The organism is Ruegeria sp. YKSE079, assembly GCF_059612845.1.
The window spans coordinates 16,425-42,735 of sequence record NZ_JBXWRJ010000008.1 but is presented as its reverse complement, the minus strand read 5'-3'; the positions used below and the strand labels follow the sequence as shown (position 1 = coordinate 42,735).

The 26,311-nt window shown below is 62.2% G+C and carries 28 protein-coding genes and 1 riboswitch; of the genes, 16 read left to right on the top strand and 12 right to left on the bottom strand.

The window, feature by feature from the left end:
• Nucleotides 1–32 precede the first annotated feature (32 nt).
• Nucleotides 33–1,379, bottom strand: coding sequence for a uroporphyrinogen decarboxylase family protein (locus AC2FMY_RS09035; protein WP_496744333.1), 1,347 nt, complete (start codon nucleotides 1,377–1,379; stop codon nucleotides 33–35).
• 146 nt (nucleotides 1,380–1,525) lie between these two features.
• The gene (sfsA, locus tag AC2FMY_RS09030) at nucleotides 1,526–2,239 is read right to left on the bottom strand and encodes a DNA/RNA nuclease SfsA (RefSeq protein ID WP_496744335.1); all 714 of its coding nucleotides are present in this window, start codon (nucleotides 2,237–2,239) and stop codon (nucleotides 1,526–1,528) included.
• 50 nt (nucleotides 2,240–2,289) lie between these two features.
• Here sfsA and AC2FMY_RS09025 point away from each other — a divergent pair, with 50 nt between their 5' ends.
• The 5 genes from AC2FMY_RS09025 (at nucleotide 2,290) to AC2FMY_RS09005 (ending at nucleotide 5,981) form a co-directional block, all read left to right on the top strand.
• Entirely contained in the window at nucleotides 2,290–3,012 is a 723-nt protein-coding gene (locus tag AC2FMY_RS09025; protein WP_480748496.1) for a competence/damage-inducible protein A, read from the top strand.
• Complete coding sequence (locus AC2FMY_RS09020; protein ID WP_496744338.1) at nucleotides 3,009–3,719, top strand: GNAT family N-acetyltransferase; 711 nt, start codon at nucleotides 3,009–3,011, stop codon at nucleotides 3,717–3,719. The genes AC2FMY_RS09025 and AC2FMY_RS09020 overlap by 4 nt, the downstream gene beginning before the upstream one ends.
• A 16-nt stretch (nucleotides 3,720–3,735) precedes the next feature.
• Complete coding sequence (locus AC2FMY_RS09015) at nucleotides 3,736–4,308, top strand: peroxidase-related enzyme (RefSeq protein WP_496744340.1); 573 nt, start codon at nucleotides 3,736–3,738, stop codon at nucleotides 4,306–4,308.
• Nucleotides 4,305–5,207 (top strand): OmpA family protein, encoded by a 903-nt coding sequence (locus AC2FMY_RS09010; RefSeq protein WP_480748499.1) that lies wholly within the window; start codon nucleotides 4,305–4,307, stop codon nucleotides 5,205–5,207. The genes AC2FMY_RS09015 and AC2FMY_RS09010 overlap by 4 nt, the downstream gene beginning before the upstream one ends.
• 63 nt (nucleotides 5,208–5,270) lie before the next feature.
• The gene (locus tag AC2FMY_RS09005) at nucleotides 5,271–5,981 is read left to right on the top strand and encodes an SDR family NAD(P)-dependent oxidoreductase (protein ID WP_496807271.1); all 711 of its coding nucleotides are present in this window, start codon (nucleotides 5,271–5,273) and stop codon (nucleotides 5,979–5,981) included.
• A 51-nt stretch (nucleotides 5,982–6,032) separates the two neighbouring features.
• Here the strand turns inward: AC2FMY_RS09005 and AC2FMY_RS09000 are convergent, their stop codons facing one another.
• A complete protein-coding gene (locus AC2FMY_RS09000) occupies nucleotides 6,033–6,311 on the bottom strand; it encodes a hypothetical protein (protein WP_496807270.1) in 279 nt (92 codons plus the stop codon).
• A 116-nt stretch (nucleotides 6,312–6,427) separates the two neighbouring features.
• Between AC2FMY_RS09000 and AC2FMY_RS08995 the strand changes: the two genes are divergently transcribed.
• The gene (locus tag AC2FMY_RS08995; protein WP_480748502.1) at nucleotides 6,428–6,778 is read left to right on the top strand and encodes a DUF2794 domain-containing protein; all 351 of its coding nucleotides are present in this window, start codon (nucleotides 6,428–6,430) and stop codon (nucleotides 6,776–6,778) included.
• Here AC2FMY_RS08995 and AC2FMY_RS08990 read toward each other — a convergent pair.
• From AC2FMY_RS08990 to AC2FMY_RS08980, 3 genes are all read right to left on the bottom strand, one after another.
• On the bottom strand, nucleotides 6,775–7,512 hold the full coding sequence (locus AC2FMY_RS08990; RefSeq protein WP_496807269.1) for a C40 family peptidase: 738 nt from the start codon (nucleotides 7,510–7,512) through the stop codon (nucleotides 6,775–6,777). The two genes, AC2FMY_RS08995 and AC2FMY_RS08990, sit on opposite strands and share 4 nt — an antisense overlap.
• Nucleotides 7,509–8,891, bottom strand: a complete 1,383-nt coding sequence (locus tag AC2FMY_RS08985) for a leucyl aminopeptidase family protein (protein WP_496807268.1) — start codon at nucleotides 8,889–8,891, stop codon at nucleotides 7,509–7,511. Before AC2FMY_RS08985 ends, AC2FMY_RS08990 begins: the two co-directional genes overlap by 4 nt.
• A gap of 62 nt (nucleotides 8,892–8,953) precedes the next feature.
• A complete protein-coding gene (locus AC2FMY_RS08980) occupies nucleotides 8,954–9,343 on the bottom strand; it encodes a hypothetical protein (protein ID WP_480748779.1) in 390 nt (129 codons plus the stop codon).
• 150 nt (nucleotides 9,344–9,493) lie between these two features.
• Between AC2FMY_RS08980 and AC2FMY_RS08975 the strand changes: the two genes are divergently transcribed.
• The gene (locus tag AC2FMY_RS08975) at nucleotides 9,494–10,144 is read left to right on the top strand and encodes a carbonic anhydrase (protein WP_480748505.1); all 651 of its coding nucleotides are present in this window, start codon (nucleotides 9,494–9,496) and stop codon (nucleotides 10,142–10,144) included.
• 44 nt (nucleotides 10,145–10,188) lie between these two features.
• Here AC2FMY_RS08975 and bluB read toward each other — a convergent pair whose 3' ends face one another.
• Nucleotides 10,189–10,956, bottom strand: coding sequence for a 5,6-dimethylbenzimidazole synthase (gene bluB / locus AC2FMY_RS08970; protein ID WP_496807267.1), 768 nt, complete (start codon nucleotides 10,954–10,956; stop codon nucleotides 10,189–10,191).
• A gap of 44 nt (nucleotides 10,957–11,000) precedes the next feature.
• Nucleotides 11,001–11,178, bottom strand: a riboswitch (cobalamin riboswitch).
• A gap of 178 nt (nucleotides 11,179–11,356) precedes the next feature.
• Between bluB and AC2FMY_RS08965 the strand changes: the two genes are divergently transcribed.
• On the top strand, nucleotides 11,357–11,749 hold the full coding sequence (locus tag AC2FMY_RS08965) for a hypothetical protein (RefSeq protein ID WP_496807266.1): 393 nt from the start codon (nucleotides 11,357–11,359) through the stop codon (nucleotides 11,747–11,749).
• 59 nt (nucleotides 11,750–11,808) lie between these two features.
• On the opposite strand, the gene AC2FMY_RS08960 is transcribed toward AC2FMY_RS08965, so the two are convergent.
• The 3 genes from AC2FMY_RS08960 to AC2FMY_RS08950 all read right to left on the bottom strand — a co-directional run bounded on the left by AC2FMY_RS08960 (nucleotide 11,809) and on the right by AC2FMY_RS08950 (nucleotide 15,179).
• Complete coding sequence (locus AC2FMY_RS08960; RefSeq protein ID WP_496807265.1) at nucleotides 11,809–12,831, bottom strand: aspartate-semialdehyde dehydrogenase; 1,023 nt, start codon at nucleotides 12,829–12,831, stop codon at nucleotides 11,809–11,811.
• A 112-nt stretch (nucleotides 12,832–12,943) separates the two neighbouring features.
• Nucleotides 12,944–13,978, bottom strand: a complete 1,035-nt coding sequence (locus AC2FMY_RS08955; RefSeq protein ID WP_496807264.1) for a glycosyltransferase family 4 protein — start codon at nucleotides 13,976–13,978, stop codon at nucleotides 12,944–12,946.
• Between the two features lie 28 nt (nucleotides 13,979–14,006).
• On the bottom strand, nucleotides 14,007–15,179 hold the full coding sequence (locus AC2FMY_RS08950; protein ID WP_496807263.1) for an MFS transporter: 1,173 nt from the start codon (nucleotides 15,177–15,179) through the stop codon (nucleotides 14,007–14,009).
• A gap of 135 nt (nucleotides 15,180–15,314) precedes the next feature.
• Here AC2FMY_RS08950 and AC2FMY_RS08945 point away from each other — a divergent pair, with 135 nt between their 5' ends.
• Nucleotides 15,315–16,457, top strand: a complete 1,143-nt coding sequence (locus tag AC2FMY_RS08945; protein WP_496807262.1) for a DUF3095 domain-containing protein — start codon at nucleotides 15,315–15,317, stop codon at nucleotides 16,455–16,457.
• Nucleotides 16,458–16,463: 6 nt separating this feature from the next.
• Here the strand turns inward: AC2FMY_RS08945 and AC2FMY_RS08940 are convergent, their stop codons facing one another.
• A complete protein-coding gene (locus AC2FMY_RS08940; RefSeq protein WP_496744355.1) occupies nucleotides 16,464–17,234 on the bottom strand; it encodes an HpcH/HpaI aldolase family protein in 771 nt (256 codons plus the stop codon).
• Between the two features lie 34 nt (nucleotides 17,235–17,268).
• A complete protein-coding gene (locus AC2FMY_RS08935) occupies nucleotides 17,269–18,708 on the bottom strand; it encodes a pyridoxal phosphate-dependent decarboxylase family protein (protein WP_496807261.1) in 1,440 nt (479 codons plus the stop codon).
• 166 nt (nucleotides 18,709–18,874) lie between these two features.
• Here AC2FMY_RS08935 and hpaR point away from each other — a divergent pair, with 166 nt between their 5' ends.
• The 7 genes from hpaR to AC2FMY_RS08900 all read left to right on the top strand — a co-directional run bounded on the left by hpaR (nucleotide 18,875) and on the right by AC2FMY_RS08900 (nucleotide 26,252).
• On the top strand, nucleotides 18,875–19,309 hold the full coding sequence (hpaR, locus tag AC2FMY_RS08930; protein ID WP_480748513.1) for a homoprotocatechuate degradation operon regulator HpaR: 435 nt from the start codon (nucleotides 18,875–18,877) through the stop codon (nucleotides 19,307–19,309).
• A 727-nt stretch (nucleotides 19,310–20,036) separates the two neighbouring features.
• A complete protein-coding gene (locus AC2FMY_RS08925; protein WP_480748514.1) occupies nucleotides 20,037–21,071 on the top strand; it encodes a cupin domain-containing protein in 1,035 nt (344 codons plus the stop codon).
• Complete coding sequence (locus tag AC2FMY_RS08920; RefSeq protein WP_480748515.1) at nucleotides 21,068–21,766, top strand: fumarylacetoacetate hydrolase family protein; 699 nt, start codon at nucleotides 21,068–21,070, stop codon at nucleotides 21,764–21,766. Before AC2FMY_RS08925 ends, AC2FMY_RS08920 begins: the two co-directional genes overlap by 4 nt.
• A 3-nt stretch (nucleotides 21,767–21,769) precedes the next feature.
• The gene (locus tag AC2FMY_RS08915; RefSeq protein WP_496807260.1) at nucleotides 21,770–22,960 is read left to right on the top strand and encodes a 3-hydroxybenzoate 6-monooxygenase; all 1,191 of its coding nucleotides are present in this window, start codon (nucleotides 21,770–21,772) and stop codon (nucleotides 22,958–22,960) included.
• Nucleotides 22,961–23,040: 80 nt separating this feature from the next.
• On the top strand, nucleotides 23,041–24,099 hold the full coding sequence (locus AC2FMY_RS08910; RefSeq protein ID WP_480748517.1) for a TRAP transporter substrate-binding protein: 1,059 nt from the start codon (nucleotides 23,041–23,043) through the stop codon (nucleotides 24,097–24,099).
• Nucleotides 24,100–24,171: 72 nt separating this feature from the next.
• Nucleotides 24,172–24,756, top strand: coding sequence for a TRAP transporter small permease (locus AC2FMY_RS08905; protein WP_496748643.1), 585 nt, complete (start codon nucleotides 24,172–24,174; stop codon nucleotides 24,754–24,756).
• On the top strand, nucleotides 24,753–26,252 hold the full coding sequence (locus AC2FMY_RS08900) for a TRAP transporter large permease (protein ID WP_480748519.1): 1,500 nt from the start codon (nucleotides 24,753–24,755) through the stop codon (nucleotides 26,250–26,252). Before AC2FMY_RS08905 ends, AC2FMY_RS08900 begins: the two co-directional genes overlap by 4 nt.
• Nucleotides 26,253–26,311: the final 59 nt, after the last annotated feature.

Here is a 26,311-nt window from a genome sequence, read left to right as displayed (position 1 = left end):
GCTCAACCTTGGAAAACTCTGTCGGGAACCGCTCAGACAGGTGCGACTTCGCGCCGCCTGATCGGTTCCGAGTCATAAACCTCATCAAGAATGATCTCGACCAGATCGAACTGGGAATGCAGGTTCACGTCTTCGAAATAGATATGGCTGGGCCAGGCCTGCCCGACGTGGTTGTCCTCTGGCAGATCCACGTTGGCGCAGACATTCCGGATCGCCGCCACATGCGAACGCGCCATTTCGCGAGCGTTCCGCTTGGCCGCGTCCAGATCCTCGATGCTGTTGGCGTCGATCTGTGGCGAGCCGACACCCGAGGTCAGCGGCATGTTCCGCTGGATCGCCTGTTGTTCATAGAACGAGATGTCGACCAAATCCGCCGCCAGCCGCATGATGAAAACCGGGTTCACGCTGACCTTGGCTTCGGTCAGGTCCAGCAACGCCGGATTCTCCGATGGGGCCAGTTCGGGAGCTGCGGAGTCGCCGCCGCCCCGTCCACCCCGGCGGCGCGAACTGCGGTCTTTCTTTTTCGCCATCGCCACATGGTCGCCGCGATAGTTGTTGTCGAACACGCGGTTCGCATAAGGTTTGTCGCGCAGCATGTGCCGGATCGACCGGATCGACATGTTCTTGCAATTCTCCGGCCCGATGAAAAACGGTGAACCCGACGCATCGGACAGCTCGATCCATCCGTTCGGAAACGTTGCGACGTGGTGGTCCATCCACGGCCCCAGCACCACATCGCCCAGATGATCCAGCAGCGCGTTCACCTCATCGGGGTCGTGCACCACATCGGCCAGCAGTGGCTCCTGCCCGTAGATGTCCGCGGCAAGACTATATGGTGCCGAGATCTGCAGCAGCGGTGGCAGCCCGGTCAGTTCCTGGAACACCCGCAGGATGTTGGTGATCGCCAGCGGCGCGCCCGTGGTGAAATCCGGCGTTTTCAGATCACGCCAGTTTTCCTTGTTGATCAGCATGTCATCCGGATCGGCCCCCGGCGGGAACTTGTCGGGATACATCATGGTCTGGCCCAGCGGCTCGCAGGTCCAGGCGTAAAGCGCCCAGGTGATGTAGAACTTGTTCACCCCCATCAGCCGGGTCACGGCAAGATTGGCGCGCACGTAACGATAGGGGTCTTCGTGATAGTATTCGCGGGTTTCGATGCCATAGAGGTCGTTCAGAACCGCCAGCGCCAGCATATGAACCGAAGCGACACAGTTGACACGGCCGGGATCGGCCTTGATGGCAAAGTTCTCGTCGAAGTCCCCGGCAATCGCGGCATCAAAAACCCTTTTCATTTCGGCCTTGGCGTCCGGGTCTTCCGCCTGCCAGCGGCGCAGCAGGTCAAGCCCCTTGGGGAATGCATAATCTTCGATCTTGGTCATGGCGTCGCTCTTGGCTGGACACTCCGGTTTCGGAGGGCACGAGTTGTCGGATCGGCGCCATGCTAGCTGCAATTGGATAGCTTACATATACCCGCTTTTCGAAATTTGTTATACCCAATTTCTCATCGTCGGCACCGCCTTTCGGTTCAGGCAAGTCCGCTCAAACCGGTCAAGGCATCGGTCACCCTGACGCCTTTTGGAGAAATCTCGGTGCCGTATACCAGCCGCTCGACCCCGGTCGCCCGCGCCGCCTCGAATGCCGCTGCATAAGCCGGATCGATATCCGCCGCCAAAGCAAAGCTGTCGCAATCGGTGCGTTGCACCAAATACAGCATCACGGCGCGGTGACCCTGCGCCGCCATCGCCGCGAGCTCTCCCAGATGTTTGGTGCCGCGCTGGGTCACGCTGTCGGGAAACTCCGCCAGTCGCGGATGGCGCGACAGGGTCACGCTTTTGACCTCGACATAGGCGTCTGGCAGACCCGGCTGGCTCAGCAGAAAGTCGATGCGGCTGTTTTGCCCATATTTCACCTCGGCCCGCACTGTGCGGTAATCTGCCAGTTCCGCCACCCTACCGCTTTCCAGCGCGGCCCTCAGCGCCCGGTTCGGCACCGAAGTATCGACCCCGGTGAAATGCCCGTTCTCGTGATCGACCAGCCGCCAGCCGAACTTCAGCTTCTTTTTCGGATCGTCATTCGGCTCCAGCCAGATCTTAACGCCCGGCTCGGCCAACCCCATCATCGAACCCGGATTGGCGCAATGCGCGGTCACCTCGCGCCCGTCCTCCAGCGTGCAATCTGCCAGAAAGCGTTTGTAGCGGCGGATCAGGCGGGCGGGCACAAGAGGGGTTTCAAAGCGCATGGGTCCGGGCCTATACCTGCGCTGAAGGTCATTCAAGAGGAGAGGGTGCCATGCCCAACCCAACCGCTGCAATGCTCGTGATCGGAGACGAGATCTTGTCGGGCCGCACCCGCGACGCCAACATGCATTATCTGGCGGGTGAACTCACAAAACATGGCATCGACCTGAAAGAGGTGCGTGTGGTCAGCGATGACCCTGCAGCCATTGAAACCGCCGTCAAACAGTTGTCGCAAAGCTTCGACCACGTCTTCACCAGCGGTGGCATCGGCCCGACCCACGACGATATCACCGCCGATTGCATCGCCCGCGCCTTTGGTGTCGGCATCGATGTGCGCGACGACGCCCGCGCCCTGCTTGAGGCGCATTACGAAAAGACCGGGCTGGAACTCAACGCAGCACGCATGCGCATGGCGCGCATCCCGGACACTGCAGAGCTGATCGCCAACCCGGTTTCGACCGCGCCGGGGTTCACGCTGGGCAACGTGCATGTGATGGCGGGCGTGCCGCTGGTGTTTCAGGCCATGGTGGCCAGCGTCCTGCCGACGCTGACCGGTGGCGCGCCGCTCTTGTCGCAGACCCTGCGGGTGGACCGGGGCGAAGGCGACATTGCCGAAACGCTGTCGCAACTGGCCAACGCCTTTGGCGACCTGACCATCGGCTGCTATCCGTTCCAGGTGAACGGGGCCTTTGGCGCCAATATCGTGATCCGGGGCACCGACGGTGCACGCGTCGACGCGGCGATGACCCGTCTGGCGCAGGAGCTTGAGCTTTGAGCATCAACTGGGCGGAGGTCGTCGACGGCACCTGGCCCGCTGTCCGATTCACGCGGTCGGGGCCATTCATGCTTCGCGAGGCGCAGGGGGCCGGTTCGCGCGTGTCCGCGGCCAGCAGGATCGGCGAAGTCACCGAGGCCGATATCGACGCAGCCGAGGCGGCGATGCAGACTTTGGGTCAAAAACGCCTGTTCTGTCTGCGTCCCGGTGACGAGGCGCTGGATGCGCAACTGGCGGCGCGCGGCTATGAAAAGTTCGATCCGGTCAATATCTATGCCTGTCCGGTCGAACACCTCACCGATATCCCCATCCCCCGCGTCACCGTCTTCACCCTGTGGGAACCGCTGGCGATCATGCGTGAAATCTGGGCGCAGGGTGGCATCGGCCCCGCGCGGCTGGCCGTGATGGACCGCGCCAAAGGGCCAAAGACCGGCCTGCTGATGCGCCACCGCGACAAGCCCGGCGGCACCGGCTTTGTCGCCATTCATGATGGAACTGCAATGGTGCATGCCCTGGAAATCCTGCCGCACCAGCGCCGGCAGGGCCTGGGCCAATGGGCCATGCGTGGCGCGGCCTTTTGGGCGATGGACAACGGCGCACAGACCCTTAGCGTGATCTGCACCAAGGCGAACGAAGGGGCCAACGCCCTCTACCGCTCTCTCGGCATGAACCTTGTCGCAGAGTATCACTATCGCCAGCTTGTCTGAGGGGAGAAAGACAATCGTGACCGATCCGAACCAACCCACCGCGCTTGACCTGCCGATGGTGGACCCGTTGCCGCCCGAGACGCAGAAATACTTCGATATCTGCGTGGAAAAGCTGGGCATGGTGCCCAACGTACTCAGGGCCAACGCGTTCGACATCGCCAAGCTCAACGCGTTCACGGCGATGTATAACGACCTGATGCTGGGCGACAGCGGGCTTTCCAAGCTTGAACGTGAGATGATCGCGGTCGTCGTGTCCTCGATCAACAAATGCTTCTACTGCCTCGTGGCCCATGGCGCGGCGGTGCGCCAGTTGTCCGGCGACCCGAAGCTGGGCGAGATGCTGGTTATGAACTATCGCGTCGCGCCTCTGGATGCGCGCCAGCGCGCCATGCTGGATTTCGCCGCCAAGATGACCACCGCCAGCGCCGAGATCGAGGAACCCGACCGCCAGCGCCTGCGCGATGTCGGTTTCTCCGACCGCGATATCTGGGACATCGCCAACGTGGCGGGTTTCTTCAACATGTCCAACCGCGTCGCCAGCGCAACTGCGATGGTGCCCAATGACGAGTATCATTCGCAATTCAGATGATCCGCCCTTTCGCCCTTTGTCTTGCCCTGATGGCTGCTCCGGTCTCCGCTCAGGAACTTACGTTGCCCAGCGGCGCGCAGCAACTGACCGAACGGATCAGTGCTCTGGACAGCTATGATCTGCCTGTCGGGGTGTTTGACGGCAACACCGTGCCATCCCGCACGTTCGAGGGCAGGGTTGATCGCCGTACCTGGCGTGTTCGCTCGGGGTCACGGACCACGCTGCAGATCCTCACGCCGATGCGGGATCAAATCAGGGCGCAGGATTATGAGATCGTGCTCGATTGCCAATCGTCCCAATGCGGCGGCTTCGATTTCCGCTTTGGCACCGAGGTGGTTCCGAACCCGGACATGTACGTGGCCTTGCGCGACTATCGCTTTGTCTCGGCGGTGCGCGGGGACGAGGCGCTCAGCCTGCTGATCAGCCGCAATCCCCCTGACGCCTATCTGCAGGTGATCAGCGTGGGGCCGGCCGATATTCAGGCCGAAGCTCCGTTTGTCGTTTACGAAACCGAGGACAGCTCCGAAGGGTTGCTGGCCGATCTGCGCCTGAATGGTCACGCGATCCTGGAAGATCTGGATTTCCAGACCGGCGCCGATGCGCTGGGGCCGGGGCCTTATGCGTCACTGAAAACACTGGCAGCTCTGCTGGCAGAAAACCCCAAGCTGCGCATCGCACTGGTCGGTCATACCGACGATGTCGGCACCCTTGAGGGCAACACCGCCCTCAGCAAGCGCCGCGCCCAGGCGGTGCGCGACCGGCTGGTGGCGGATCATGGCGTAGATGCCGAACGGCTCGAGGCCGAAGGCGCCGGCTATCTCGCGCCGCTGACCTCGAACCAGACGCCCGAAGGCCGCGACCGCAACCGCCGGGTCGAAGCGGTCATGCTGGGCGGCTGACCCGCTGCATTTGCTTTGCGCAGGCACGGGCGACCTGTCATGGTGAGAGCAGGAGAATCCGCCATGGCAAAACCTTCGTCCAAATCCTCTGCACTCATCATCGGCGCCGGTACCGGCCTGTCCGCGTCTTTTGCCCGGGAACTGGCCCATGCCGGTTACGCGGTGCATCTGGCCGCGCGGGATACGTCCGATCTCAAGGACTTGGCATCCGAAATCCATGCCGGAACACACGAACTGGACGGCACGAATGCCGACGGTGTCGCCGAACTGGTCGAGTCCATTCCGGGGGAATTGCGCGTCGCCTGTTACAACCCCTCTGCCCGCCAGCGCGGGCCGATTGCCGACCTCGAACCCAAGGCCGTGCGCAAGGCGATCGAGGTGACGGCCTTTGGTGCCTTCCTTCTGGGTCACTTCGCGGCGAAACGCATGCTGATGCAAGGCTTGTCGGATGGCCGGCGGGGCACGATCCTGTTCACCGGCGCCTCGGCCGGGGTCAAGGGGTTTCCCCACTCGGCCCCGTTTGCGATGGGCAAGTTTGCCCAGCGGGGCCTTGCGCAATCCATGGCGCGCGAGTTGCATCCAAAGGGCATCCATGTGGTCTGGGTCAACATCGACGGTGCGATCCGCAGCGCCGCGCGGGCCGAACCGGCGGACGCCCCTGACAGCATGCTGAACCCCGACGCCATTGCCCGCGAATACATGCGCCTGATTGATCAGGACCGCTCCGCATGGTCGAACGAGCTGGATATCCGGCCCTGGGTCGAGAACTTCTAGTCTGCAGGCCGCAGCGCCACCTTGCGCATGTCGCTCGGCGCCATCCCGTCGTTAAACCAAGAAACTGGCCGCGCTGATGAAACGATCCGTGCAACACAGTTGTCTGAAATAGGTTTTTTCTTCCAAGTAGTTAGCCGCGCGAAACGGGTCCACGAAACTCATCGTTGCAGCCATGTTGAAACTCGGCGTGACGATCACCAGCAGCCGGGATTCGTTTTCCTCATTATTTGCCATTTGGCCGAGACCTCGTGTGCTGGCGTGGACTTCAGAAAACAGCCTTTGCAACCGGCGCGCAAGATCGCTCGGGGCGGACGGCATTCCAACCTGCATTCTAGCCCAAAAGCAGTTGATCGCCCATGTCGGCAACGTGCTCTCGCCGCCTCAACAGACCGGGATTGCCGCTTTGCAGACTTGATTTGGCGAAAAAATTTGGCAAGGCTGAGTTTATGAACATGCAGCCTCCAAGCCCGTTTGCTGCGGGTCCGGCCCAGATGCAGGTCGCGTTCGACCGGCGCGAAATGTCTTTGATCCTCTCTGTCTATGGCCGGATGGTGGCTGCGGGAGAGTGGCGTGACTACGGCATCTCGAACCTGCGTGACATGGCCGTCTTCTCGATCTTTCGGCGCACTGCCGAACATCCGATCTATCGCGTAGAGAAACATCCCCGTATGCGCCAGCGGCAGGGATTGTATTCGGTGGTGGGGATGGACGGGCGCATCCTGAAACGCGGCCATGATCTGCGCACGGTTCTGCGGGTGCTGGAACGCAAGCTGATCCGGGCGATCGATACCGACTAAAGCCTTTTGTGGGCCGTGACCGGGCCGTCGCCCTGCGCTTCGATTCGGGCAATTGCCGTATCCAGTGGTTCGTACTGCACCGCCATGTGATGCGCATTCGCGTGCAGCAAGGTCTCAGGATCGGCCATCCAGGCGACATGGCCTTTCCAGAACAACAGATCGCCGCGCCGGTGTGCGGTTCCGGCGGGCAGGGCCGTACCCAGGGCGCGTTCCTGATCGCCGCTGTCGCCGGGGCAGGGGATGCCGCACGCCAGCAAGGCCGCCTGCACCAGCCCCGAACAGTCGATGCCCGCCCGGCTGTTGCCGCCCCAAAGGTAGGGCGTACCCAGAAACAGCGCTGCGACCGAAACCGGATCGTCGAATTTCGTGCCGATCCCGACCAGATGAACCGCAGGCACAAACCCCGCGTCGGTTTCGATAAAACCATTGGTTTCCGAGCGGGCCGCCAGCCTGCTTCCGAAACTCAGGCAAACACGTTCAGCGCTTTTCATATCGGGCCGCGAATAGGCATGCGTGGCCGGTGCCGCGACCCAGTGCGTGGGTTGTTGCGCATCACCCAGCACCTCCGACCGGACCCAGCCGGGATAGCCGTCCTTTTCCGACAATATCCGGCTCCAGTCGCCGGTGACCTCTTTGACCGTCACCACATCGCCATACAGCAACTGGCGGTCGCGCGGGCCGTCGGGGCGGCGAAGCAAATCGGCGACCGGAACATAGATGCCTTGCACGCTCATGACTTCAGCAGGTCTGGCAGCGCCTCCAGCAGGGCGCGGGGGCCTTGCCCGAACCCTCCCTTGCTGCGCCCCGGAGCCTTGGATTTCTGCCAGGCGAAAATGTCGAAATGCATGTACCGGCTGGCGGTCACGAACCGCCGCAGGAACAGCGCTGCCGTGATCGATCCGGCAAACCCGCCCGACGGTGCGTTGTCCAGATCAGCGATGCCCGGTTCGATCAGTTCTTCATAAGGGTCATGAAACGGCATCCGCCACACCGGGTCGGCCACCTTTGACGCGGCCTGCGCCAGCACCTGCGCCGCCTCGTCGTCGTCGGTATAAAACGGGGCCAGGTCTGCCCCGACTGCCACGCGCGCCGCACCCGTCAGCGTCGCCATCGAGATCACCAGATCCGGCTGGCCCTCGTCCGCCAGCGCAAGCGCGTCGGCCAGCACCAGCCGCCCTTCGGCGTCGGTGTTGTTGATCTCGACCGTCAACCCCTTGCGCGAGGTCAGGATATCGCCGGGGCGAAATGCGTTTCCGGCCACCGAATTTTCCACCGCCGGGATCAGCACCCGCAGCCGGATCGGCAGGGCCAGCGCCATGATCATTCGCGCCAGCCCCAGCACATTGGCCGCCCCGCCCATGTCCTTTTTCATCAACCCCATGGCCGAAGCAGGTTTCAGGTCCAGCCCGCCGGTGTCGAAACAGACCCCTTTGCCGACCAGCGTCAGGCTGGGTCCGCTGTCGCCCGAGGTCATCTCGATCAGCCTCGGGGCCTGCCCGGCGGCGCGCCCTACGGTATGGATCATCGGAAAATTCCGGGCCAACAGGTCGTCGCCGATGATGGTCTCGCACCGCGCCCCGAACTCGGCCGCCAGCCCCTCGGCCGCTGATTGCAGGTGGTCCGGCCCCATGTCGGATGCCGGGGTGTTGATCAGATCGCGGATCAGGGTTTCGGCATTGGCAATGGCCTCGATCCGGGTGGCGTCAACGCCTTCGGGGGCGACAAGCGTGGCCTTGGCCGGCGATTGCGCGGCATAACGGTCAAAGGCGTATCCGGTCAGCAGCCATCCAAGCGCCTCGTTGGCGGTATCCTGATCGGCCAGCCCCGAGACGATCCGATAACTGCCTTTGGGCAGCTTTTCGGCGGCGGCGGCCAGCGGAAACCGCTTGCGCGCGCGCTTGGTCGCGTCGCCGTACCCGGCCAGCGCAAATCGCACCGCGCCTTCGCGGCCCGGCACCAACAGCGCCTGTCCCAGTGCGCCGGTGAACCCGTTGGACGCTACCCAACCCCGAACCTCGCTGTCCTGCGCATCCAGCCAGGCATCAAGCGCGGCCTGTTCGATTACATGCAGGTGCAGGGCGTGGTCGGAGGGAGGGGCAAAAGACAGGGGCATGAACGGCTCGCTTGGTTGAGGTGCGGCCAGACTACCTTGCGCCGGGGCACCTGCAAGCCATTTCAGATCGAAAGATGCCGTTGGTCCCAAACCGCAACCAACGACTGCTCGCCGACCCGGATCAGGCGGAACAGCGTGGCGCTGGCGGCGACGTGGTCTCCGGCATCCACGGCTTCTGACACATCTCCCGCCACGCGGGTCAGCGCCGTCATGCCGACCTGTTCGGCAATCGCCACCAGCGAGCGTGCGGCCTTGCGCAGACCCAGCCAATCCCGCTGTCGCCACATGAGTTCGCATCGCGACAGCCGCAGGGCCAGCTCTTCGATGGCGCGGCATACCACATCCTCGGCGCCCGAATCGCCCAGCTGATCGTAAAGATTTCCCAGAGGGTCCGGATCCAGTCGCACGGTTTCCCTCTGAACGAGTGTGATCACTTTCTCCACCACGTTCACCCCAATAAAGTCGCACCCCCACGGCACGGTCGCATCCTCGCGCCACAGTGGTTGGCAAAAGGTTTCGGCAAAAGTGGATAATGTCTCGAATTTTGTTTCAATTCGGATTAGATCACGCTGCAGCACAGAAAACCTTGGGGATTTACTGGAATGGACTTCGCTAAACCTCTGCCGAATTATCTGGTCAAGCGCTACCATGGCTGGAAAGCCACGACCTATGCCGAGAACGAGGCCTGGTACCGCACATTGGCCAACGAAGGGCAGCATCCGCGCGCCATGGTGATCTCCTGCTGCGACAGCCGGGTGCACGTCACATCTATCTTCGGCGCCGATCAGGGCGAATTCTTCATCCACCGCAACATTGCCAACCTGGTACCGCCCTATGCGCCCGATGGCGATCACCACGGCACCAGCGCGGCCATCGAATATGCGGTCACCGCGCTGAAGGTCGCGCATCTGATCGTGCTGGGCCATTCGCAATGTGGTGGCGTTCAGGGCTGTATCGACATGTGCAAGGGGCAGGCGCCACAGCTTGAGGCCAAGGAAAGCTTCGTCGGGCGCTGGATGGATATCCTGAAACCGAAATACGATCTGGTTGCCGATCTCAAGGACAACATCGAACAGGCTCGCCAGTTCGAGAAACAGGCCGTGGTGGCCTCGCTGGAAAACCTGATGACCTTCCCGTTCGTCGCCTCCGCCGTCGAGGCCAAAAGCCTCAGCATTCACGGCCTTTGGACCGACATCGGCGCAGGCGGATTGCAGAGCTATGATCCTGCGAAAGGAAAGTTCGAACCGGTCTGAGTGACCCGGGCGCCGATCTTCGGCGCCCGAACCGCTTCTGGAAATCAGTCTAGCCGCCGCGACAGGAACGTTCCGTCTGCGATTGATGCCTGGTCCGCGCGCAAGCGCCCGGTCAGTTCTGCATCACCGCCGGTTTGCCCCCATTGACCAAAGTGCACGTGGTCGGTGATCGCGCGGCGCGGCAGCCAACCAGCCTTTTCAAGTTCCGGCCTGTCGTGAAAACCACGGACCAGCCCGACACAAAGATATGCGACGGGTACAACCTCGGCGGGCAGGTTCAGCACCTCTTTCAGCGCGCCATTGTCAAGGATCGACACCCAGCCCACCCCCAGCCCCTCGGCTCGTGCCGCCAGCCAGAAGTTCTGTACCGCACAGACCGACGAGAACATGTCCATTACCGGAATATGAGTGCGACCGATCACCACCGGCCCAGAGCGGCTGCGGTCGCAAGTGATGCAGATGTTGATCGGCGCCTCGAGGATACCTTCCAGCTTGAGCTTGCGATAAGTGTCGCGCTGCTCGACCGGGAACATCAGCGCGGCCTCAGCATGGGCCTTGGCAAACAGCTCATGCACCTGCCGCCGCATATCACGGTCCTGCAGGATCAGGAAATCCCACGGCTGCATGTATCCCACCGATGGCGCGTGATGCGCCGCCAAAAGGACACGGCTCAACCGGTCTTCGGGTATCGGGTCCGGCAGGAAATCCCCGCGGGTGTCGCGGCGGTTGAGGATAGTTCGATAAACCGCTTCGCGGCTCGCCTTGTCAAAAGCGTCGGGCGCCATCAGCGCCGGTTTGGTGGTAATGGCCATCGGAGTCCCCTTGGATGGTCCCGCGCCGCCCGCCGTCCACGCAGGCTGCGCCATCCCTTCCGGCCGGTCTTCTGACTCGGGATCTTCCCGCGCGAACCCCTTCCCGGCCAGGGCCAGTGGTTCATGTCCGCACAGTCCCCCTTACAGCGTTGGGCACGTCGCGGGTTTGCACCGCGTTCCCGATTCTCCCGACGGGCGGGCACCGAAAGGTGGGCGGACACTAGACGCCTATGCAGGGCAGTCAACGAAAAAGAGATGCGTTTTCCCCGACCTTGCGTGCGTCGCTTGACAGGCTCCTCCAGTTTGGACGGTTCGATCCGCTTCAGTCGAGGCAAGAACTTGTGCGCCTTTGTGGCGCGCGTTAGCATTTCTTCCTGTGATTGTTTAGGAGGGATTTGTTATGGCTCGTCATAGCTATGGTCATGGCGTTGAAGGCACGCGTGTTTCGGACGCGAATTTCGAAAGAATAAGGCAAAACATAGGTCGGACCAAGCCGGGGATAACCTCAACCTATAGGGTCGTCTCGGGTGTTATTTGTGTCGTCACAGGATTTGCCATGCGGTTGGCGACGGAAACAATAAACGATCCCAGCTTTACCCCGGAAACAGCGTCGAATTTCCTGCCCGCGCTGCTGTTCGCGTTCCTGTATCACGTCGTCGTATTCGGCGGCTTGTTAATTGCGATTTTCGTATACAAAAAATACCCGAAGTTCGCCTGGATCATCTTTGCAAATTTCTTTGGTTATACGTGGGCTGGCATATCGATTCGAAGCGATGGGTTTTTCGGGCTGTAAACAATGGCGAAGAGGGCGACACATTGTATCGCCTTCTGCAATTCCACATCTAACCGGTTTCAACCCTTTTTCAGCACTTCCCGCCCCAGCAGTTCGGCGATCTGCACCGCGTTCAGGGCAGCGCCCTTGCGCAGGTTGTCGCTGACGCACCACAGGTTCAGGCCGTTCTCGATGGTCGAGTCCTGCCGGATGCGGCTGATGAAGGTGGCAAAATCGCCGACGCATTCCACCGGCGTGACATAGCCACCGGCCTCGCGCTTGTCGATCACCATGATGCCCGGCGCCTCGCGCAGGATGTCGCGGGCCTCATCCTCGTCCAGGAACTCTTCGAACTCGATGTTCACCGCCTCGGAATGGCCGACGAAGACCGGCACCCGCACGCAGGTCGCGGTGACCTTGATCTTGGGGTCCACGATCTTCTTGGTCTCGGCCACCATCTTCCACTCTTCCTTGGTCGAGCCATCCTCCATGAAGACGTCGATATGCGGAATGACGTTGAAGGCGATCTGCTTCTGGAACTTCTTCGGCTCGACCTCGTTGATCGGGTTGTAGACGGCCTTGGTCTGATCCCACAGCTCGTCCATGCCTTCCTTGCCCGCTCCCGACACCGACTGATAGGTCGACACCACGACGCGCTTGATCCTGGCACGGTCATGCAGCGGTTTCAGCGCAACCACCATCTGCGCGGTCGAGCAGTTGGGGTTCGCGATGATATTCTTCTTGGAATAGTCGTGGATCGCCTGCGGGTTCACTTCCGGCACGATCAGCGGAATGTCCGGGTCATAGCGATAGAGCGAAGAGTTGTCGATCACGACACAGCCCGCCGCCGCCGCCTTGGGCGCGTAATCCTTGGTCGCGGCCGAACCCACGGCAAACAGCGCCATGTCCCAGCCGGTAAAGTCAAAGGTGGCCAAGTCCTGGGTCTTGATCGTCTTGTCGCCAAAGCTGACTTCGGTGCCCAGCGAACGACGGCTTGCCAAAGCGGCAATTTCGTCCACGGGGAACTGGCGCTCGGCCAGGATGTTCAGCATTTCGCGGCCCACGTTGCCCGTGGCGCCGACGACGACGACGCGATAGCCCATGTCTTGTCTCCTGAGTTAAGGACGCGCGTTCATAGCACCCTTTGTCGCAGAAGAAAGGGGGCAGGCGGCGTATTTGCGTCCCTGACGTCAATTTGAGGCGTGGCGCTGTGTCTCAGCCCCCGGCCAGAAGGCCCTCATAGACCTCGACCAGCGCATTTGCTTCGCCCTCGATATCAAAATGCGTCTCTACATGGGTGCGGGCCGTCACTCCGGACCGGGCCAGAGAATCGCGGTCCGCCAGCATCTCCGCCGCCGCGCCGGCCAGCGCCTGGATGTTGTTCGGGGCCACGACGCGACCCAGCGACGGGTCGGTCACGATTTCGGAAAACGCGCCCACATCGGTGGCCACCACCGGCACACCGCAGGCCATCGCCTCCAGCGGGGTCAGGCCGAACCCTTCCCATCGCTGGGGGGCGATGAACAGGTCCAGAATCTGATACCATTCCGCGATCCGGTCCACGGTGACCTCGGGCTTGAACAGGATGCGGTGGGCCAGCCCGGCGTCTGCGACCTTCTGTTTCAGATCGTTCAGAAAGCTGGTGTGCTGCTCGGTCGCCCGGCCCATGACAATGCCCGATACATCGTCGAACCGCCCACACAGATCGATCATCGCATCGACAAAGGCATCCGTGCCTTTCTGGTGCCGGATGCGGCCATAACAGCCCAGCAATATCCCGTCGGGCAGCCCCAATCGCGCCCGCACGGCGGCGCGATCCTTGGGCGGGGTGAAATCCTGCAGGTTGATCCCGTGCATGATCACGCGCGCGTCCCGGTCCAGATACCCGGCGGTCTTGCGCGAGGTCGCCACCACCGCGTCCATCTTCGAGATCAGCCACTTGGTATAACCCGTGTGCCGCCGCTGCGAGGCGCTGGTGAACAGCAGCTTCAGGCGCATCCGGAACACCCCCCGCAAGATCAGACCCAACAGCATTTCCGTGTTCCGCCGTGCATGCCAGACCCTGAGAGGTCGGCGCGGCAGGAACGGTACCTTTGCCAGCGGTATATGCGGGATGTCATCGGGCAATCCGGGGCCGGTGGCGACAATGCCGATCTTTTGGGCCTGCAGAGGGACCAACCGCGCAATGGTCGCCGTCACGCCGGAAAGCCTGCGTTTCAGATTTGGGGCGATGACACGCACGTCTTGCAATTGATGCTCCTGTTCCGGTGGTTTCAGGTCAGTCGACGCTGTCGCGGCTGAACAGGTATACCGCGCAACCAAGGCCAAGCGCGACCGCAAAAAAGCCAAAAATCAGCACGTAAGGCGCAGTCGCGCCCGCCTCCACGGTTGCCGCGTGTATCCGTCCGGTCAGAAACTGCATGATCCCGACGCCACCGATGCCGAACAGGTTCAACAGCGTCACACCTCGCCCGACCAGATGTGCCGGAATGAAGGCGCGTCCATGCGCCATGATCACCGGGAAGGATGCCCCCATGAACCCGATTACCGCCATCAGCACGACCGAGGACCAGACCGCGTGATCGATCCACAGGCACAGGAGGCCCAACGCGACGGCGCCCAATACGTTGCCTCCGAAGATCACCCATTTCCGGGTGCCCAGGATCCGGTCCAGCGGGCCATAGCTGAAGGTTCCGGCAATCATCGCCGCCCCCATGATCAGCGTCGCCTGCCCGATCTGCGAGGTGGTCAGATCGAAAACGTCCCGCAAATACGGCCCTGCCCAAAGCCCCCGCAGCGCCGCCGAGGGTGCATAGGCCACCAGCATCAGCGGCAGAATGGCCCACAGCCGCGGTTCTTTCAGAAGATCCAGAACCGATCCCTTTTGCTCGGAATCAATCCGTTCAGGATCATGCACCGTCATCCAGATTCCAACCGCCACAGCCGACGAGATTGCGGCCAGCCCGGCCAGCGTCGCACGCCAGCCCATCAGCTCCACCGCCAGCGCGGTCGGGTACGAGGCGACAAGATTGCCAACCGAACCCACGCCAAGCATCACCGCCGCCAGCGTGGCGAATCTGGCCGGGGCAAACTCGCGCGCGAAAATGTAATAGGACGCCATCAGAACCGGCGAGCACCCGACGCCGATCAGCACCATGGCAAGGCTCACATGAACCGGCGCGGTTGCCGCCGCAAACATGGCCGCGCCGCCGCCACCGCCCAGCAGCAGCAACACCGCTGCTGTCCGTCGCGGCCCGATCCGGTCCAGCGACCAGCCGACCGGAATTTGCATCGCGGCGAAAGTCAGGAACCAAAACCCCGAAGCGGCGGCCAGATCGTCTGGTGCCGCGCCAATGTCGCGACCAAGATCGGCGGTCAGCACCGCCAGAAAGGCGCGAAAGAACTGGCTCAGCACATAGGCCAGACACAATACAACCAATCCAGCCCGCATGATCCGCTCCGATACCTGTCTTGTTAAGGATGGTTGACACGTCCCGCCACATTGCACAAGCGTGTGTCTGGTTGCGTGATTGCTGGTCATCACCGCATTCGTGCTACTTTGACGTCTATGCAGGGGACAAGGGCAATGATCGGCGAGCAGGGCGGGTTTTATGCCACGCTTGCGCCCGTGCGCGATTTCGCCGAGCTGGCCGAGCCCGCGCGGTTCACCCCGCTGCCGCCGGATTGGGTGGTTGGTGTGGCCGATATCGTCGATTCCACCGGCGAGATCGAACGCGGGCGATACAAGACCGTCAACATGGTTGGTGCCGCCGTGATCTCGGCCATGATGAACGAAGTGTCCGAACAGCCGTTTCCCTTTGTCTTCGGGGGTGACGGCGCGGCCTTTGCGGTTCCGGGCTCACTGGCTGCCCGCGCGCATCAGGTGCTGGCAAACCTTCGGTGTTGGGCCAAGGAGGAATTCTCGATCTCGCTTCGCGCCGCCCTGGTGCCGCTGAGCGACATCCGCGCCATGGGCAGCGATGTTCGCGTTGCGCGACACGCAGCATCGGACGGCGTCGATTACGCCATGTTTTCAGGCGGAGGGGTCAGCTGGGCCGAGTCGCGGATGAAATCCGGCGCCTATGAAATCCCGCCCGCTGCTCCGGGCGCACAACCGGACCTGACCGGTTTGTCCTGCCGTTGGGCCAACAGCCGGGCAAAACATGGACAGATCGTGTCCATCGTCATTCAGCCAATCGCCCGCGCGTCGGATCGTGACTTTGCCGACCTGGCGCGGCGGGTGGTTCAGGCCGTGGCCGGGCTGGAGCGTGGCGGCCACCCGGTTGCCGCCTCCGGTCCGCCGCTCCGCTGGCCCCCGCCGGGGCTGAGCATTGATGCCCATGTTTCTCGTGCCGGCAGCAATCTGGCGTTCAGAAAATTACTGGTGCTGGGACAAAACCTGTTGATCTGGCTTCTGTTCAAGTCTGGCCGGCATCTCGGTTCGTTCGATCCGGGCCATTATCGGCGCATGGTCACGCAGAACACCGATTTCCGCAAATTCGACGACGGGCTTAAAATGACGCTCGACTGCGATCAGGCATCGCTTGACACGATCGGGATGCTTCTGGAAGAGGCCCGGGCGCAGGGAAAGATCCGCTATGGTCTGCACGCCCAGGACGAGGCGATGATGACCTGCATCGTGCCGTCGGCCATGCGCGATGACCACATGCATTTCATCGACGGGGCTTCGGGCGGCTATGCCAGGGCCGCCGCCGCGATGCGCGGCTGATCCGGCCTATTTCGCCTTCCACTTGGCCGACAAGGCGCGCGCGCTCTGGGCCAGAACCAGCACGTCGATGCCCACCGCCAGAAATTGTGCGCCCATATCCAGATAGGCCTGTGCCGCCTCTTCGCTGGTGCCAAGGATGCCCGGTGCTTTGCCCGCATCCTTGATCCGGGTGATCGCGGCCTCGATGACCGCGCGCACTTCGGGCGCGGCGCTGTTGCCCTGAAAGCCCATGTCCGTCGACAGATCAGCCGGGCCGATGAACACGCCGTCGATACCCTCGACCGCAAGGATGTCATCCAGCGCGGCGATACCCGCGCGGTTCTCGACCTGCACCAAAAGACAGACCTCGTCATCGGCGGTCTGGATATACTCGCCAATCGTTCCGAACATGGTGGCCCGCGTCGCCGTGGCGCCCACACCGCGCGTACCTGTTGGCGGATAGTGACAAGCGCGCACCAGTTCCCGGGCCTGCTCGGCGCTTTCCACCATGGGCACCAGAACGGTTTGCGCACCCGCGTCCAGCACCTGCTTGATGATCCAGGTCTCGCCGATGGGCACCCGCACCACCGGATGCGACGGGCTGGCCGCCAGCGCCACCAGCTGATCGCGGATCGATCGGATATCGTTGGGGCTGTGTTCGCCGTCGATCACCAGCCAGTCGAACCCGGTTGTGCCCATGATCTCGGCGGTGGAGGCCTCGGCAAAGCTCATCCAGCAACCGATCAGGCGATCGCCGCGCAATAGGGCCTGTTTGAAACTGTTTTTTGGTGCGGGCATGCGGGCCTCTCAGTATCTGGGGTTTGCGGACAAGCTACGCCTTTCCGGGCGCAAGTCCATCAGGGGACAGCGATCGCGCGATTTCGGTGATCACCTCAAAGGCCATCCTCACGTCGTCCTCGGTGGTTTCGAACTGTCCCGCCTGAAACCGGATCACCAGATCGCCATCGACTCGGGTCTGTGTCAGATAGATGCGGCCATCATCGTTGATCGCATTTACCAGCCGCAGGTTCAGATCGTCCAGATCGTCCGCACCATCCGGCGCAAAGCGGAAGGTCCACAATGACCACATCGGCGGTGTCACGATTTCGAAATCCGGTTCCGCCGCCAGCTGGTCATGCAGCTTGCGCGACCATTCGATATGGTTTCGCAGCCGCTGGCGCAGCCCCTCCAGCCCATAGGCGCGGATCACGAACCACAGCTTCAGTGCCCGGAACCGGCGACCCAATGGCACCGACCATTCGGAATAGTTGATGATCCCGTCCCGTCCATGCGTCTTGAGGTATTCCGGGCTGATCGCCAGCGTCTGCACCAGATCGTCGGGGTTTTTCAGGAAATGCGCGCAACAATCGAATTGCACTCCCAGCCATTTGTGCGGGTTGAACACAATGCTGTCGGCCTTTTCGACGCCGATCCAATAGTGGCGATAGTCGGGACAAATCATTGCCGAACCCGCCCAGGCGGCATCGACATGCGAATAAAGCCCGTATTTCGTTGCGATCTCCAGGCATCGGTCCACCGGGTCCGTCGCCCCGGTGCCGGTGCCGCCCACGCACAGGATCACGCCTGCCGGGTGCAGCCCGGCTGCAAGATCAGCCCGTATCGACGCCTCCAATGCCTCGGGGTCCATCCCGCGCCAGTCGCCCTTGATCGGAATGCGGACCAGGTTGTCCTGTCCGATCCCCGCAACCCAGATCGCCCGGTCGATCGAAGTATGAACCTCGGACGAACAATAGACGCGCAGCGGCGTCTGCCCGAACAGCCCGTGCCGGTTGCCCTGCCAGGCAAGCGCCTTTTCACGCATGGTCAGCACCGCCGCCAGCGTCGCGGAGGAGGCGGAATCCTGAATGACACCGGCAAATCCCTCGGGCAGATCCAGCGCCTGCCGCAGCCAGTCCATCATCCGCGTTTCCATCTCGGTTGCGGCGGGTGAGGTCTGCCACAACATGCACTGCGGCGCGATGGCGCTGGTCAGGAACTCGGCCAGAACCGACGGGGCCGAGGCATTTGCGTTGAAATAGGCAAAGAACCGGGGGTGCTGCCAATGGGTGATGCCCGGCATCACGATCTCTTCGAAGTCTTCAAAGATCGCTTCGATCCGTTCTGGGCTTTCCGGCGGTGACGCGGGCAGGGCGTCCAACACCGCGCCCGGCTCCGTCCGGGCGCGCACCGGGCGATCCGCGACACTCAGATGATAGGTCTGCGCCCAGTCCGCCACCTTGCGGCCCCATGCGCCGAATTCGTGCCACTTCATCGCCCACTCCGCTCTGCCTGGTCCGGTTTTCGCCCGCACCTTAGTGCCAATCTGGTTGCCACAGTCACAAAAAATACTTAACAAGTCAATCAAGTGTGGTGATTTGACCAGCCCCGGCAATCACTCACTGGTTGCTAACCAACAGGAATTGAGCAAAGATTCTTTCATGAGCCAAGACCTGCCACTGACCTCAAGATCCCTTCCCATCGCGCTGCTGCGCGCGCGTGAACGGGTGATGGGGCCGATCCGGGCGATGCTGGCCGATGTCGGTATCACGGAACAGCAATGGCGCGTGCTGCGGGTGCTTCAGGAAGAGGGCCCGCAAGACCCCACACGCATCGCCGACCGGGCCTGCCTGCTGCTGCCCAGCCTCACACGCATTCTGCAAAAGCTCGAGGAAAAGGAACTGATCGAACGCCGCCCCGACGCCCATGACCGCCGAAAACAGGTCATCAGCATTCGCGACGGCGGTCGCCAGATCATCAGCCGGAACCTCAGCACCAGCATCCGCGCCGCCGAGCGCATTCGTGCGCAGATGGGACCCGAGCGTTACGAAACCCTGCTGGATCTGCTCAACGAACTGCATGACATAGACGAGTGACCGGGGAACACGTCCGCGAACGATCTCCAGCAGCCCCGAATTGTCCCGCCGGGAATAAGGGGGGCTATCCCCGGCGGGGTGGCCAGGATGAGACAGGTTACTTGACCTGACCACAGGCCGGGAGGTCCTGGTCGAAACCGGACATCCGGCCTTTAGCAACAAGGCATGCGTGGCCTGAAATGAGACCGCCCATTTCACAGAGAAGCTTGGGTGCGGGTTCTCTGGTGGGTGTGCCCTGTAGCATTCCTGCGCCGTCACTTGCGTGAGTGGCCGTGTTCCTTCATGTCCCGAAAAAGGTCTGACTGGGTTTTGCTACCCCAATTCTTGGTGGACCTGGCGCAGTTCCTGCCCTACCGCGCATCATGGCAGGAAACAAAGCCGCAAGGCTCCACCTTTAGGTTGAAATTAGCGCGCGCATCCTTGCCGCCAAGGCTGCAGCGCGAAAAATCATTGATCACGTTTGCGTTTGTTCCGGGTGTTTCCTCCAAAGCGGGACGTGTCCCACCAATACTCCGAATCCGTCCAATCGGCGGACAGGAAATCGGACGAAACCGAATCTGCGCGAATTCGCGCCACTGCAACCATCGGTTGTCGGCAGAAACTGGCGCGTGCAGCCCGGTGATTCCATTCAACCGGCGACTCGGCCCTTCCTGACGGCTCAACCTTGCCTCAAACCAAATGCCCCATAAGATACAACCCGGTGCACTGCGCATGGGGGGAGGGTGTCTTGTCACAGAAACTGGGAACGCTGGAAGACCTGCCGCAGGATTACCGAGACGACATGGAACGCGCGGGCGTCGCCCCCTTGTGGCCGATGATGCGCAACGTCCTGCCGCATGGCGAACCGCAGCCGGTCACCCGCCCGGGCTATTGGAACTACGACACGGTTCGCCCCCTTCTGCTGCGCGCCGGAGAGCTGACGCCGGTCGAAAAGGCCGAGCGCCGGGTGCTGGTCCTGTCCGATCCCGGCCGCGGCGTCGGTGCGATGCAGGCGACCTCGACCATCTATCTGGGCCTGCAGCTGCTGTTGCCCGGAGAACAGGCGCCAGCGCACCGCCACACCCCCTCTGCCGTCAGGATCGTGGTCGAAGGCACTGGTGGTTATACCGTGGTCGATGGCGAACGGCTGCCGATGGACGCGGGTGATCTCGTGCTGACCCCGGGCGGGGAATGGCACGACCACGGTCACGACGGCGACGGCCCCGTCGTCTGGCTCGACGCTTTGGACTTGCCGCTTTTCGTCTATCTCGAAGGCTCATACGCCATCGAGGGCGAATTGCAGGCACAGCGCAACCGTCCCGATGCCAGTCAGGTCGAATACCGCGCTGCGGGTCTTGCACCATCCCGACGCCCGCGCCAGACCGCCCGCCGTTACCCGATGATGCGCTATCCCTGGTCCGAAACCGAAGCGGCCTTGCGCCAGATGGCAATCTATGGCGAAGGCGTCACCGAACTCGACTACATCAACCCTGAAACCGGCAACGACGTGCTGCCAACTCTGGGTTTCACCGCGATGATGCTGAAAAAGGGCGAACGCCACGCGCCGCCTTTCCGCTCCGCCTCCTGCGCCTTTCATGTCATCGGCGGCGAGGGCGAAACCACCATCAACGGCAAGACCATCCTCTGGGGGCCGAAAGACACGTTTACCGCCCCGGTCTTTGCCGACATTGCCCACAAGGCCGGGACCGAGGCCTTCCTGATCCGCATTCACGACCGTCCCCTGCAGGACAAGCTTGGCTATTACGAGGAGCGCCCGAGATGAGCGACAGCCTGTTCACCCTTCCCCCTGTTCCGGGCATCCCGGTCAGGGGCGAATCCGCGACCTACCCTATCGGGCGGATTTTCTGCGTGGGCCGCAACTATGCCGCGCACGCGGCCGAGATGGGCAACGAAGTGGATCGCGAAGCGCCGTTCTACTTCACCAAATCCGCCCCCAACGCCATCCTGACAGGCGCGTCGGTGCCCTATCCGCCGGGGACCGAGAACTATCACTATGAAATGGAACTTGCATTTGCCATTGGCAGGCCGGTGTTCCGCGCCAGCCGGGACGAGGCCTGGGCGGCCGTCTATGCCTATGGCTGCGCCCTCGACATGACCCGGCGCGACCTGCAAATCCGCGAACGCAACAAACAGCGCCCCTGGGATCTGGGCAAGGATGTGGAAAACGCCGCCGTTTTTGCGCCGCTGACCAAGGCGGGCGACTGGTCGCCGGATGACGGCAAACGCATCCATCTTCAGGTGAATGGCGAATCCCGTCAGGATGCCACGCTGTCCGAGCTGATCTGGAAGATCGACGAAATCGTCAGCCATCTGTCTGGCTTTTATCATCTGCGCCCCGGCGACCTGATCATGACCGGCACGCCGGCGGGCGTGGGGCCGGTGATCGCCGGCGACCTGATCACCGGCAGCATTGACGGGCTCGACCCGATCGAATTGAACCTGACCGAGGCCGAATGACCCATGTCAGACCGGATCGTCATCGCGGGCGGCGGGATCGGGGGGCTGGCGGCCGCCATTGGCCTCGCCCAGCGGGGGCAGCGGGTTCTGGTGCTGGAAAAAGCCGGTCAGTTCGGCGAAATCGGGGCGGGAATCCAGCTGGGTCCGAACGCCTTCCATGCCTTTGACTATCTGGGCGTCGGTGACGCGGCGCGGGCGATGGCGGTCTATATCGACAACCTGCGGCTGATGGATGCCCTGACCGGCGACGAGATCACTCGCATCCCGCTGGATGACGCCTTTCGCACGCGCATGGGCAACCCTTATGCGGTCGTGCATCGTGGTGAATTGCACGGCGTGTTCCTCAGGGCCTGTCAGGATCACCCGCTGGTCGAATTGCGCACCAACAGCGCGGTTCAGGGATACGAACAGGACGGTACTTCGGTTACCGCGATCCTTCATGACGGAACCCGCGCCGCAGGCAAGGCGCTGATCGGCGCCGATGGTCTTTGGTCAAAAGTGCGCGCGCAGATGCGCGACGACGGGCCGCCGCGCGTGTCCGGGCACACCACCTATCGGTCGGTGATCCCGGTCGAGGACATGCCCGAGGATCTGCGCTGGAACGCCGCGACGCTGTGGGCCGGTCCCAAGTGCCATATCGTGCACTATCCGCTGTCGGGCTGGAAAAGCTTCAACCTCGTGGTGACCTATCACAACGACGCGCCGGAACCGGTCGCGGGCAAACCGGTCGCCCATGACGAGGTGCGCCGGGGATTCGAACATGTCAGCCCCAGGGCGCAACAGGTGATCGACAAGGGACGGGACTGGAAACTGTGGGTGCTGTGCGACCGCGACCCGGTCATGGAATGGGCCGACGGGCGCGTTGCCCTGCTCGGCGACGCCGCGCATCCGATGCTGCAATACTTCGCCCAGGGCGCCTGTATGGCGATGGAGGATGCCGTTTGCCTGTCCGCGCTTTTCGAGGCGGGGGGCGAAGTGGAGGGGATATTAAACACCTATCAGGACAGACGACGCTTGCGTACAGCCCGCGTTCAGTTGCAGTCTCGGGAAATCGGAGAACACATTTATCACCCCGCCGGGGCACACGCGGCGCTGCGAAACACGATCATGAGCGCCAGATCCCCCGACCAGTGGTACGATGCGGTCGAATGGCTGTACGGCAGTACCGGCCTCGAGGGCGTGGTGTTCGCCTGAACAGAGAGTGAGCAATATATTGCATTATGCAAAGATATGGGCATTATATTGCTAAAAAGAGGGGTCAAAGGGAGGATAACATGACCTATCGGAGAACGCTTTTGGGCGTCATCGGCGGCGCGGCCGTTGCGGCGCTGGCCACGGGCTTCAGCGCCTCTACCGCGCTGGCCCAGGAAGTGACGCTGAAACTGCACCAGTTCCTGCCGGCGCAGGCCAACGTGCCGAAACTGGTTCTGGATGTCTGGGCCGACAGTGTCGAAGAGGATTCGGGTGGCCGCATCAAGGTGGAACGCTATCCCTCGATGCAGCTGGGCGGCAAGCCGCCGGAACTGATGGATCAGGCGATCGACGGTGTGGCGGATGTGGTGTGGACCGTGGTCGGCTATACGCCGGGCCGTTTCCCCTCGACCGAAGTATTCGAACTGCCCTTCATGATGACCAATGCACGCGCCGTGTCGCGCGCCTATTGGGAAATGTTCGAAAAACACATGAAGGATGACGAGTTCAAGGATGTCCACATCCTCGCCACCTGGGTGCATGGTCCGGGCATGATCCACACCTCCGAACCGGTGGAAAGCCCCGAAGACCTGCAAGGCATGAAGATCCGCGGCGGCTCGCGCTCGGTCAACTCGCTTTTGACCAAGCTCGGCGCGACCCCGGTCGGCATGCCGGTGCCCGCCGTGCCCGAGGGGCTCAGCAAAGGCGTGATCGACGGCACCACCATCCCATGGGAAGTCACCACCGCCCTGAAGGTGCCGGAACTGGTCGAGAACCACACCGAATTCGAGGGCCGCGCATTGTATACGCTGACCTTCGTTCTGGCGATGAACAAGGCCAAATATGACAGCCTGCCGGATGATCTGAAAAAGGTGATCGACGACAATTCGGGTCTCGAATTCTCGGTCTTCGCGGGTGGCACGCAGGCTGATGCCGATGGCCCCGCTCGACTTGTCGCTGAGGACCTGGGCAACAACATCATCACCATCGACCAGGCCGGTGTCGAGGAATGGCGCGCCCTGGCGCAGCCGATCTATGACGAATGGATCGCCGACATGGCCTCCAAAGGCAAGGACGGTCAGGCCCTGCTCGACGAAGCGCAGATGCTGATCGACAAATACACGCCGGACTATTCCAACTGATCCGGCCCATCGCAACCGGTCGCGGCGCCCCGGCGCCGCGATCCAATGGCCCCCGCAAAAGATCGAGGTCCAATGCATAGACTGATGAAGGGGTTGGCCAGAACGCTGGCCATCATCGGCGGGATCGTCCTGAGCCTCCTGATCCTGCTGACCTGCGTGTCCATTCTGGGCCGCTTGCTGAACGGGTTTTTCCACGGCGACATGATGCAAAGCCTCGCGCCCGGATTGTCCGACTGGGCCATCGGCATGGGCGTCGGCCCGGTCAACGGCGATTTCGAACTGGTCGAGGCAGGCGTCGCCTTTGCCATTTTCTGCTTTCTGCCCCTGTGCCAGATCACCTCGGGACATGCTTCGGTCGATATTCTCACCAACGTCTTCTCCAACGGCTTCAACCGCTTCCTGCGCATGGTGACCGAGATCATTTTTGCCGCCGTTCTGATCCTGATCGCGTGGAAACTGTTCGACGGTATGATCAGCAAGAAAGAGTATCACGAAACAACCTTCCTGCTGCAGTTCCCGATCTGGTGGGCCTATGCGCTCAGTTTCGCCGCGGCGCTGGCGGCGGCGGCGGTCGGCGTCTACATGGCCGGCGTTCGTACCTATGAATTCTTTACCGGCCGCATCCTGATCCGGGATGGGGTGGAGGCACTGCATTGACTGCTCTGGAAATCGGAATTGCCTCCTTCCCCGCCCTGATGGTGCTGATCTTTCTGCGCGTGCCCATCGGGCTGGCGATGTTTCTTGTGGGGTTTGTCGGCCTGGTTCTCGTGACCGACGGTACACAGGTGGCCTTTGCCCGGCTCAAGAACGAGACCTACACGACCTTTTCCAGCTATTCGCTGACCATCGTGCCCATGTTCCTGCTGATGGGGCATTTTGCAACGCTGGGCGGCATGTCCAACGCGTTGTTCAAGGCAGCCGAAGGCTGGCTGGGTCACAAAAAGGGCGGCGTTGCCATGGCCGCGATCGGGGCCTGCGCCGGGTTCGGTGCGATCTGCGGCTCGTCGCTGGCAACGGCCGCCACCATGGGCCGCGTCGCTCTGCCCGAACTCAAGCAATACGGTTACGCCGGCGGGTTTTCCACCGCGACTTTGGCCGCCGGCGGTACGCTGGGCATCCTGATCCCGCCCTCCGTGGTGCTGGTGATCTATGCCATCCTGACCGAACAGAACATCGCCAAGCTTTTCCTTGCCGCCTTCATTCCCGGTATTCTTGCGGCTGTGGGCTATGTCATCGCCATCTCGGTCTACGTCCGCCTCTATCCCGAAAGCGCGGGCACCCGCCCGCCGGTTCCCTATGCCGAACGCTTTGCGGCGCTGATCCAGGTCTGGCCGGTCCTGCTGGTCTTTGGGCTTGTGGTGGGTGGCATCTATCTGGGCTGGTTCACCCCGACCGAGGGCGCGGCAGTTGGCGCATTCGGCACCGGCGTCATCGCCTTTTTCAACGGCGGCCTGACGCTTGCGACTCTGGCGGACAGTTTTCTGGTGACGGCCCGCTCGACCGCGATGATCTTTTTCATCGTGTTGGGTGCGGGCTTCTACAACGGTTTCCTCGCCCTCACGCAGGTACCGCAGGAACTGTCGAATTACGTGGTCAGTCAGGGTTTTTCGCCCTGGGTCGTCCTGGCGCTTATCCTGTGTTTCTACCTCGTTTTCGGTTGCCTCATGGACAGCCTGTCGATGATCCTGCTGACGATCCCGATCTTTTTCCCGGTGATCTCGGCGATGGATTTCAATTTCGTCTCGCTGGCGGCGATGCAGGCCCAGGCCGCGATGGAAGTGCTGAATGTCGGCGTGCCCGACGGCATGGGTATCGAGATGCTTGCCTCGATTCAGGATGCCATCGCCACCGGCACCGAACTGACACGCGAACAGATGAAAGAGCTGGGCATTCGCGTCACCCGTGGCATGGCCAACCGGCTTGAGGCGGAACAGGTCGCCATCTGGTTCGGCATCCTCGTGCTGATCGTGGTCGAGGTCGGCCTGATCACACCGCCGGTGGGCATGAACCTGTTCATCATCAACGCCATGGATCAGACAACGCGCATGATCGACACCTACAAGGCGGTTCTGTTCTTCGTGGCCTCCGACATCATCCGGGTAATCATCCTTGTCGCCTTCCCGGTGATCACGTTGTTTCTATTGCCGGGCTGAGAACGTTCAACCCGGTCTGACCTGTCGCGCACCGGCCCAGCCGGAACGCGGCGGTGTAG